Source organism: Streptomyces sp. SID1328 (assembly GCF_009865595.1).
GTDB lineage: Bacteria > Actinomycetota > Actinomycetes > Streptomycetales > Streptomycetaceae > Streptomyces > Streptomyces griseoluteus.
Window position 1 is genome coordinate 1 of sequence record NZ_WWKH01000496.1, and the last position, 7,599, is coordinate 7,599.

At 71.5% G+C, this 7,599-nt stretch carries 7 protein-coding genes and 1 tRNA gene; 4 read left to right on the forward strand and 4 right to left on the reverse strand.

Annotation, left to right across the window (positions count from 1 at the left end; translation table 11 throughout):
* Both GT030_RS15600 and GT030_RS15605 read left to right on the forward strand, forming a co-directional pair.
* Positions 1 to 1,125 (forward strand): trypsin-like peptidase domain-containing protein (locus tag GT030_RS15600; protein WP_161201633.1); only part of this gene is annotated, 1,125 nt, incomplete at its 5' end.
* Between the two features lie 69 nt (positions 1,126 to 1,194).
* Positions 1,195 to 1,281 (forward strand) — tRNA-Ser (locus GT030_RS15605).
* A gap of 161 nt (positions 1,282 to 1,442) precedes the next feature.
* Here the strand turns inward: GT030_RS15605 and GT030_RS15610 are convergent.
* The 3 genes from GT030_RS15610 to GT030_RS15620 form a co-directional block, all read right to left on the reverse strand.
* A complete protein-coding gene (locus GT030_RS15610; RefSeq protein ID WP_161201634.1) occupies positions 1,443 to 2,003 on the reverse strand; it encodes a hypothetical protein in 561 nt (186 codons plus the stop codon).
* 405 nt (positions 2,004 to 2,408) lie between these two features.
* Positions 2,409 to 2,795, reverse strand: a complete 387-nt coding sequence (locus GT030_RS15615; protein ID WP_237522479.1) for a VOC family protein — start codon at positions 2,793 to 2,795, stop codon at positions 2,409 to 2,411.
* A 65-nt stretch (positions 2,796 to 2,860) separates the two neighbouring features.
* Positions 2,861 to 3,718 (reverse strand): bifunctional DNA primase/polymerase, encoded by an 858-nt coding sequence (locus GT030_RS15620; RefSeq protein ID WP_161201636.1) that lies wholly within the window; start codon positions 3,716 to 3,718, stop codon positions 2,861 to 2,863.
* Between the two features lie 573 nt (positions 3,719 to 4,291).
* Here GT030_RS15620 and GT030_RS15625 point away from each other — a divergent pair.
* Both GT030_RS15625 and GT030_RS15630 read left to right on the forward strand, forming a co-directional pair.
* On the forward strand, positions 4,292 to 4,882 hold the full coding sequence (locus GT030_RS15625) for a SigE family RNA polymerase sigma factor (RefSeq protein ID WP_161201637.1): 591 nt from the start codon (positions 4,292 to 4,294) through the stop codon (positions 4,880 to 4,882).
* A 136-nt stretch (positions 4,883 to 5,018) separates the two neighbouring features.
* Positions 5,019 to 6,671 carry a long-chain fatty acid--CoA ligase gene (locus tag GT030_RS15630; protein WP_161201638.1) on the forward strand — a complete coding sequence of 551 codons (1,653 nt, stop codon included), beginning with the start codon at positions 5,019 to 5,021 and terminating at the stop codon, positions 6,669 to 6,671.
* A 51-nt stretch (positions 6,672 to 6,722) separates the two neighbouring features.
* Here GT030_RS15630 and GT030_RS15635 read toward each other — a convergent pair.
* Positions 6,723 to 7,599, reverse strand: an 877-nt coding sequence (locus GT030_RS15635) for a response regulator (protein ID WP_161201639.1), incomplete at its 5' end; no start/stop codon positions are given.

Genomic DNA, 7,599 nt, shown 5'->3' on the forward strand with positions numbered 1-7,599 from the left:
GCCGGCGGCGGGCGCGGCGGGCTGATCGCGGCGGTACTGGTGGCCGCGCTGGTCGCGGGTGGTCTGGGCGGCGGCCTCGGCTACACCCTGGCCAAGGACAACGACGGCCAGGGCTCCACCACCGTCTCCGCCGCGGACAACGGCGCCTCGCAGGTCAAGCGGGCGCCGGGCACCATCGCGGGCGTGGCCTCCAAGGCGCTGCCCAGCACGGTGACCATCGAGGCGGAGAGCAACAGCGGCGAGGGCGGCACGGGCACCGGGTTCGTCTTCGACACCCAGGGCCACATCGTCACCAACAACCACGTGGTCGCCGAGGCGGTCGGCGGCGGCAAGCTGTCCGCCACCTTCCCCGACGGCCGCAAGTACGCCGCCGAGGTCGTGGGACACGCCCAGGGCTACGACGTGGCCGTCATCAAGCTGAAGAACGCGCCCTCGGACCTCAAGCCGCTCTCCCTCGGCAACTCCGACCAGGTCGCGGTGGGCGACGAGACGATCGCCATCGGCGCCCCCTTCGGGCTGTCCAACACGGTGACGACCGGCATCATCAGCGCCAAGAACCGCCCGGTGGCCTCCAGCGACGGCAGCTCCAGCAGCAAGGCGTCCTACATGAGCGCCCTGCAGACAGACGCGTCGATCAACCCGGGCAACTCCGGCGGCCCGCTGCTCAACGCCTCCGGCGCGGTGATCGGCATCAACTCCGCGATCCAGTCCACCAGCGGCGGCAGCTTCGGCTCCGGCCAGTCCGGCTCGATCGGCCTCGGGTTCGCCATCCCGATCAACCAGGCCAAGTACGTCGCCCAGCAGCTCATCAAGTCCGGCAAGCCGGTGTACGCCAAGATCGGTGCCTCGGTCTCCCTGGAGGAGTCCACCGACGGCGCGAAGATCACCGACCAGGGCGCGGGCGGCGCGGACGCGGTCGAGTCGGGCGGCCCCGCCGCCAAGGCCGGCCTCAAGCCGGGCGACGTCATCACCAAGCTGGACGACTCCGTCATCGACAGCGGCCCCACCCTGATCGGCGAGATCTGGACCCACAAGCCCGGCGACAAGGTCAAGGTCACCTACACCCGGGGCGGTGACCAGCACACCGTCGACCTCACCCTCGGCTCCCGAGTCGGCGACAGCTGAGCCAGGTCCCCCGCCCGCCCCTCGCTCCCGGTACGCTGTACCCCGCTCCGCCCCAGGTGGGCGAAGCGGGGAGGTGTGCCCGAGCGGCCTAAGGGAACGGTCTTGAAAACCGTCGTGGCAGCGATGTCACCGTGGGTTCAAATCCCACCGCCTCCGCGCAGGTCCTGGATGTTGCAGGTCAGAAGGGGTGTCCCTCGATCAGGGGCGCCCCTTCTGCATGCGCCTTTCTCACCTTGATCCGGCCCTGTCGCGTTGTGGGAAAGCCCCCGCCCTCCGGCTCGCGCTCCGGACGACGGGGGCCTCGGGTGTCCATGCGATCAGTTGTTGTTCTTCATGGTGGAGCCGGTGCCTCCCGGCTCCTTCGGCGCCCAGCTGGGAGCTTGGGTGGCGTCCTTGAAATCGGTCGACTTCATCAGAACCCGCCAGTCCTCCTTGCCCGCATCGCCGTCGAGCCGAACGGTGAACTCTTTGACCTGGTGGGTGCCATGGAAGTACAGGACCACGACTTGGCGTTCTGAACCGTCGTCATAGAAATCGCCGGTCACTTTGCCGCGGGCGCCGGCTCCGAAGCCCTTGATCCAGTCCTCGGCGGTCCTTTTGGCTACCGCATCGCTGCTGTCGCTGGTTGCCAGCTTGCGGAGCTCAGCCGTCTTGCCGTCGGCGATGTCCCACACCAGCTCTTGCGCCACCAGCAACGAGCCGGTGGAGGGATACCCGACCACGTGCAACGGCTCGTGGTCGGCGTACGCCTGCTCGTAGGACGCGCCCGGCCCTCTGGCATCAGCGGAGCTGCTGTGGAGAACAGCACATCCAGACGTCAGCAACGCTGCTGCTGCCGTCAATCCCGCCGCTGCATGGCTCTGCTTCAACCTCGGCATCTCACGTTCCTTGCTGCTAGCGGGACTTGGGCCTGACGATCGTGACCTTCTGGATCGGGTTCGAGGTGTGACTGTACCGATTGATCACTTCACTGAGAGTGGTCTGGTTCTTCAGGCCATGCTGAACGATCCCCGTGCGGAGACAGTTCGTGCCGGAGGAGATCGGTCAACTGCCGAGGCCCCTGTGTGGACCACGGCCCCGATACGAGGTCCGATCTCGGTGCGCTGTATCCGCTCCCTCTCAGGTGGGCGGCAGCGGGACGGGTGGCCCGAGCGGCCTGAGGCAACGGTCTTGAGAACCGTCGTGGCAGCGATGTCATTGTGGGTTCACAGCCCATCGCCTCCGCAGAGATAAGGAGAAGGGGCGCCCCCGGCCAGGGGGGCGCCCCTTCTGCGTGCGCCGCGTTATGCCTTCGCGTCCTCCGGGTACCACCGCAGCTCGATCGTGTTGCCGTCCGGGTCCTGGACGTAGATCGACGTCGCCTCGCCGCGCGCGCCCGAGCGCTGGACCGGGCCCTCCAGGACGGTGAAGCGGCCGGTGGCGATGATCTCGGCCCAGTCCAGGGGGTCCACGACGAGGCAGAAGTGGTCGACGTTGGAGTCGGAGCGGGGGCCCTCGACGATGTCGATGATCGTGTCCGGGGTGATGCGGACGGAGGGGAAGGGGGCCTTGCCGGCGCGCCATTCGTCGACGTTCTCCGGCTGGAGGCCGAGGAGCGTGGTGTAGAAGCCGAGGGAGCGTTCGACGTCGGCGACCTTGAGGACCAGGTGGTCGAATGCCTTGACGTGCAGGGCGGGCACTTTGCCTCCAGAGGCTGTCGGGGACGGGTCCACGATCCACCGGTGCGGGGGCTTCATCAAGGTCCCCCCGCCCTCCGCGCCGCCGAAGCCAACGTCGCCCGTGCCTCCGCCTCCGGCAGGCCGGTGTCCAGGGCCGCGTCCAGGAGGGGGTCCGCCAGCGCGGCCCCCATGCCCTGTTCCCACGCCCGGCACGCCGCCCAGAAGAGGCGGGAGTTGCGCTCGCCCTCGTGCGCGGTGCGGACGAAGTGGAGCAGGGCCGCGCCGCCGTCGGCCGGGTGCGCCCGCGAAGGCCGGGGCGGCGGGGGCAGGAGGAGGTGCAGCAGGGCCGGGGGACAGGGCGCCGGGCGGAGATGGGCGGTGCCCGGCGCCGTCGCGTACGTACCGCGGGTGCCCCGTGAGCCGGGGCCGACCAGGTAGCCGCCCGCGCCCCGGATGTCGATACCGGGCGCCAGCCGGCTCGCGGAGTTGGGGACCGCCACGTCCGGCGGCCCGGTGAGCCAGAGATGGCGGCCGCCGCTCGGGGTGAGGACGACGACCGTCTCGGGGATCGTGAACCGGTGCCGTACCGCGAGGGCGCGCAGCGCGGCCGGGGAGTCCGTGCCGGGCTTGGTGTCCAGGTCGACGCCGATCAGATGGTGCGGGGGCAGCCCGCAGGCGATGCCGTACCCGGTGGCCCAGGGCGCGGCGGCGAACAGGGCGCGCACGCGCGCGGGGTCGGCGGAGGCGTCGTGCACCCCGTGCCCGAGCCGTCCGCACTCGCCGTGGCAGGGCGGGTGCGCGGGGTCGTCGTGGTGCGGGGAACGCAGCGCCGGGAGCTTCCGCCGGGACAGGGGGATGACGGCCAGTCCGCGCTCGGCGGCTGACAGCGCGTGGGCGAGGGCCAGCGGCGTGGCCTGCCGGTCGGAGGTGGCCATGACTCCATGGTCGTACGTGCGTTCGAGTATGGGAAGTGGGCGAGGATGTCCGGTCTGCACAGCAAGGCGAAGAAATGTGGTGATGGTGGTTTATCGACTTGTCCTCACGCTTGCGTGGTAATCGTCCCCCTGAGGGGATTGGGCCGGGGCCGGGCGGGCAGTACTCCGGTGCGACGCCGCAGGAACCGAGTCGGGATGGTCGGCCAACCTCCCTGACTCAAGCCGTAGTCGGGTCTGGAGGAAGAGATGGACAGCAGTCACCGCGGACCTCTCCGGTGAGCCGGGGGCGGGGTCCCTGGGGAGGGACTCCGCCGGGGTGTGCTTCGGGGTCATGACAGCGGCGCGGCCGGCACTTCGGTGCCCGCCGCGCCGCTGCCGTACGCCCGGCCCGGCCTGGTCCGTACGCGTGCCGCGCCCTGCCCCGACAACCCCTCCGGGACAACCCCCAGGCCGGGTGGAGGCTCACTCCACCTTCAGGAGGTCCGGCGCACCCCACCCCTACAACCTGAGGCGGACCCGGCTTCGGGACCTCCGGCCGATCCCCGGCGCCGTACCCGCTCCTAGCGTGGAGACATGACCGCACCCGTCTGCATCAGCGCCTCGGCCGCCGCCGCACCAGCGCGGCAGACTCTCCCCCACCCCCGGCTCGCACCGGCCGGGACCTCGCTGTACCCCTCCTTCGCCTCCTACGTCCGTGCCCGCCACCCCGCCCTGCTGCGCACCGCCCGCTCGCTCACCGCCAACCCGAGCGACGCCGAGGACCTGCTGCAGACCGCGCTGGCCAAGACGTACGTCGCCTGGGAGCGCATCGAGGACCACCGGGCGCTGGACGGCTATGTGCGCCGCGCCCTGCTCAACACCCGTACCTCGCAGTGGCGCAGACGCCGGGTGGACGAGTTCGCCTGCGACGAGCTGCCCGAGCCCGAGCCGCGTCCCGGCGCCGACGACCCGGCCGAACGGCAGGCACTGCGCGACGCGATGTGGCGGGCGATCCTGCGCCTGCCCGCGCGCCAGCGGGCGATGGTCGTCCTGCGCTACTACGAGGACCTCAGCGAGGCCCAGACCGCCGAGCTGCTCGGGGTCTCGGTCGGCACCGTGAAGTCCGCCGTCTCCCGCGCCCTCGGCAAACTCCGCGAGGACCCGGAACTCGGTCACGCCCGCTGAGAAGCAGAAGCACCGCCACGAGGCGCAGCCCACAGCGCGACTTTCCCTGCCCCTAGTGACATACCGCGCGGTATGTGCGCAGAATCAGCGCGACTCTACTTCCGTACAGGCAACGCTGCCGGGGAGGACGCCCGCTGTGCTGAGCACCATGCAGGACGTACCGCTGCTGATCTCGAGGATTCTGACCCACGGCGCGACCGTGCACGGGTCGTCCCTGATCACCACCTGGACCGGCGAGGCCGAGCCGCACCGGCGCACCTTCGCCGAGATCGGCACCCGCTCCGCCCAGCTCGCGCACGCCCTGGCCGACCTCGGGGTGCGGGACGACGACCGGGTCGCGACCCTGATGTGGAACAACGCCGACCACGTGGAGGCGTACTTCGCCATCCCGTCCATGGGCGCCGTACTGCACACGCTCAACCTGCGGCTGCCCGCCGAGCAGCTCGCGTGGATCATCAACCACGCGGCCGACCGTGTGATCATCGTCAACGGCTCGCTGATCCCGCTCCTCGCGCCCCTGCTGCCGCAGCTCCCCACCGTCGAGCACATCGTGGTGTCCGGCCCCGGCGACCGTGCCCCGCTCGCGGGCGGCACCGCCCGGCTTCACGAGTACGAGGAACTGCTCGCCGGCCACCCGGAGACGTACGACTGGCCCGAGCTGGACGAACGCCGGGCCGCCGCCATGTGCTACACCTCCGGCACCACCGGCGACCCCAAGGGCGTGGTGTACAGCCACCGTTCGGTCTACCTGCACTCCATGCAGGTCAACATGACCCAGTCGATGGGCCTGACCGACCAGGACACCTCGCTGGTGGTCGTCCCGCAGTTCCACGTCAACGCCTGGGGCCTGCCGGACGCCGCGTTCATGACCGGCGTCAACCTGCTGATGCCGGACCGGTTCCTCCAGCCGGTGCCGCTCGCCGAGATGATCGCGGCCGAGCGCCCGACGCACGCCGCCGCCGTTCCCACCATCTGGCAGGGCCTGCTCGCCGAACTCGGCGCCAACCCCCGCGACGTCTCCTCCCTCGTCCAGGTCACCATCGGCGGCGCGGCCTGTCCGCCCTCCCTGATGGAGGCGTTCGACGCGCTCGGCATGCGGGTCTGCCACGCCTGGGGCATGACGGAGACCTCTCCGCTCGGCACGGTCGCCCGGCCGCCCGCCCACGCGATCGGCACCGAGAAGGAGTTCGCCTACCGGCTCACCCAGGGCCGCTTCCCCACCTCCGTCGAGGCCCGCCTCACCGGCCCCGGCGGCGAACGCCTGCCCTGGGACGGCGAGTCGGCGGGCGAGCTGGAGGTGCGCGGCCCCTGGATCGCGGGCGCCTACTACAACGGCCCCGGCGCCGAACCCCTGCGCCCCGACGACAAGTTCAGCGCGGACGGCTGGCTGAAGACCGGCGACGTCGGCACCATCTCCCCCGACGGCTACCTCACCCTGACCGACCGCGCCAAGGACGTCATCAAGTCGGGCGGCGAGTGGATCTCGTCGGTCGCGCTGGAGAACGCCCTGATGGCCCACCCGGACGTCGCCGAGGCCGCCGTGGTCGCCGTGCCGGACGAGAAGTGGGACGAACGCCCGCTGGCCACCGTGGTGTTGAAGGAGGGCGCGGCGGTCGGTTTCGAGGCGCTGCGGCTCTTCCTCGCCGAGGAGTGCGGGATCGCCCGCTGGCAGCTCCCCGAGCGCTGGACGATCGTCGAGACGGTCCCGAAGACCAGCGTCGGCAAGTTCGACAAGAAGGTGCTGCGCAGGCGGTACGCGGACGGGGAACTGGACGTCACGCGGCTCTGAGCCTTCTTGACCGACAGGGGGCCGGGGGTACAACACCCCCGGCTCCCTTTGTCAGTTGGTGCCGATCCGGGCCAGCAGGTCCACGATCCGCCCCTGCACCTCGTCGCTGGTGGACCGCTCCGCGAGGAACAGCACCGTCTCGCCCGAGGCCAGCTTCGGCAGGTCCGCCTGCTCGACCGCCGCCGTGTAGACGACCAGCGGGGTCCGGTCGAGCTGCCCGTTGGCGCGCAGCCAGTCCACGATCCCGGCCTGACGCTGCTTGGTCCGCATCAGGTCCATCACCACGAGGTTCGGCCGGAACTGCCCGGCCAGCGTCACCGCGTCGGCGTCGCTCGCGGCCCGCGCCACCTGCATCCCGCGCCGCTCCAGCGTCGCGGTGAGCGCCAGCGCGATCTCCGCGTGCTCCTCGATCAGCAGCACCCGGGGCGGATGCTGCTCGCTGTCGCGCGGGGCCAACGCCTTGAGCAGGACGGCCGGGTCGGCGCCGTACGCCGCCTCGCGGCTCGCCTGGCCGAGACCGGCCGTCACCAGCACCGGCACCTCGGCGGCCACCGCCGCCTGGCGCAGCGACTGCAGCGCGGTCCGGGTGATCGGGCCGGTCAGCGGGTCCACGAACAGCGCGGCGGGGAACGCCGCGATCTGCGCGTCGACCTCCTCGCGCGAGTGCACGACCACCGGCCGGTAGCCACGGCTGCTCAGCGCCTCCGACGTCGTCACGTCCGGCGCGGGCCACACCAGCAGCCGGCGCGGGTTGTCCAGCGGCTCCGGGGGCAGCTCGTCGTCCATCGGCTGCGGACGCGGGGTGTCCGCGACCTCCACCGCGCCGCCGGGACCGTCCAGCGGCTCGGGCCCCTCGGCCGCGTTCGCGTCCGGGGCCCCTATGGCGTACGACCGGCCCACGCCCTCGGTGCCCGGAGCCCGGCGCGGC

Excerpts from the sequence above, each read along its gene's own strand:
- GT030_RS15610 (WP_161201634.1), bottom strand. The coding sequence starts at position 2,003 with ATGCCGAGGTTGAAGCAGAGCCATGCAGCGGCGGGATTGACGGCAGCA.
- GT030_RS15620 (WP_161201636.1), bottom strand. The coding sequence starts at position 3,718 with ATGGCCACCTCCGACCGGCAGGCCACGCCGCTGGCCCTCGCCCACGCG.
- GT030_RS15625 (WP_161201637.1), top strand. The coding sequence starts at position 4,292 with ATGACCGCACCCGTCTGCATCAGCGCCTCGGCCGCCGCCGCACCAGCG.